Source organism: Streptomyces ossamyceticus (assembly GCF_001418475.1).
Taxonomy (GTDB): Bacteria; Actinomycetota; Actinomycetes; order Streptomycetales; family Streptomycetaceae; genus Streptomyces; species Streptomyces ossamyceticus.
This window is the reverse complement of the sequence record NZ_LIQX01000639.1, coordinates 1-1,859: the sequence shown is the minus strand read 5'-3', so window position 1 is coordinate 1,859 and position 1,859 is coordinate 1. Positions and strand designations below refer to the sequence as shown.

The 1,859-nt window shown below is 73.2% G+C and carries 1 protein-coding gene; it reads left to right on the top strand.

Annotation, left to right across the window (positions count from 1 at the left end):
• Positions 1-1,859 (top strand): alpha-N-acetylglucosaminidase (locus AOK15_RS35485; protein WP_167738894.1); only part of this gene is annotated, 1,859 nt, incomplete at both ends.

Here is a 1,859-nt window from a genome sequence, read left to right as displayed (position 1 = left end):
AACGACACCAACGACGGCTACACCGCCCCGTACGCGGACTGGCCGTACTGGGAGCACCAGATCGACCTGCTGGCGGCGCACGGCTGCAACGAGGTCCTGGTCGTCGCGGGTATGGAGGCCGTCTACCACCGGCTGCTGAAGGACTTCGGCTACGCGGACGAGGAGGCCCGCGCCTGGCTGCCCGCCCCCTCGCACCAGCCGTGGTGGCTGCTGCAGAACCTCTCCGGGTACGGCGGGCCCCTCTCCCCCGCGCTGATCGCCCGCCGGGCCGCGCTCGGCCGCCGTATCGCCGACCGGCTGCGCGAACTGGGCATGGCACCCGTGCTGCCCGGCTACTACGGGCATGTGCCGAAGCAGTTCGTGGAGCGCAACGGCGGTGACGCGCACGTCGTCCCGCAGGGCGTCTGGCACGGCTTCGAGCGCCCCGACTGGCTCGACCCGCGCACCGAATCCTTCACCCGGGTCGCCGCCTCCTTCTACCGCCATCTCAAGGAGGTGTTCGGGGCGGTCGACCTCTTCAAGATGGACCTGCTCCACGAGGGCGGGACCGCCGGCGACGTCCCCGTCACGGACGCCGCCCGCGGCGTCGAACGCGCACTCCACCGGGCCCGTCCCGGCGCCACCTGGGTGATCCTCGGCTGGCAGGAGAACCCCCTGCCCGAACTCCTCGACGCCATCGACAGATCGAGGATGCTGATCGTCGACGGAGTCTCCGACCGGTACAAGAACGTCACGGACCGGGAACGCGACTGGGGCGGCACCCCGTACTGCTTCGGCACGATCCCCAACTTCGGCGGCCGGACCACGATCGGGGCACGCGCCCACATCTGGAACGAGAAGTTCTTCGCCTGGCGGGACAAGCCGGGCAGCGCGCTGGTCGGCACGGCGTATCTGCCGGAGGCCACCGACCGCGACCCGGCCGCCTTCGAGCTGTTCTCCGAACTGGCCTGGACACCGAGGCGGATCGACCGGGCCGCCTGGTTCTCCTCCTACGCCGATCTCCGCTACGGCGGCCGCGACGCCTCCGCCCGCGCGGCGTGGCGGGCCCTGCACGACACCGCGTACCAGCACCGGGCCACCGAGCGCAGCGACCCCCACGACTCCCTCTTCTGCGCCCGCCCCGACCTGGCCGCGGACCGCGCCGCCACGTACGCGCCGAGGAGCCTGACCTACGACCCCGGCCGCTTCGACGCGGCTCTCGCCGGGCTGCTCGGCGTCGCGAAGGGGCGGCGGGGCAGCGCGGCGTACACCCATGACGTGGTGGACGTGGCGCGGCAGGCGCTCGCGCACCGCGGCCGCCAGTACCTGCCGCAGCTGCGGGAAGCGTACCGGCGGGGGGACCTGGCGACCTTCCGGGCGCTGTCGACGCTGTGGCTGCGGCTGATGCGGTTGTCTGACGAGGTGACGGGCGCGCACCGGGCGTTCCTGCTGGGCCCGTGGATCAACGACGCCCGGCTGCTCGCCACGGACGACACGGAGCGGGCGGAGTTCGAACGGACCGCGAAGGTCCTGGTCACGGTGTGGGGCGGGCGCGCCACCTCCGACGCGGGGGATCTGCACGAGTACGGCAACCGGGAGTGGAACGGCCTCATGGCCGACTTCTACCTGCCGCGCTGGGAGAAGTGGCTGGGCGCCCTGGAGGACGCGCTCGCCACCGGGACCGCTCCGGCGCCCGTGGACTGGTTCGCGTTCGAGGAACCGTGGACACGGGAGCGGAAGGACTATCCGCTGCGGCCGGTGGGCGACGCGCACCGGCTGGCCACGCGGGTGCGGGACGTGCTGGCGCGGGCGCCGTACCAGGGGACGCTGACCGTCGCCGCCGAGCCGCCGGTGCTGCGGCCCGGCGGCGACGGTCAGCG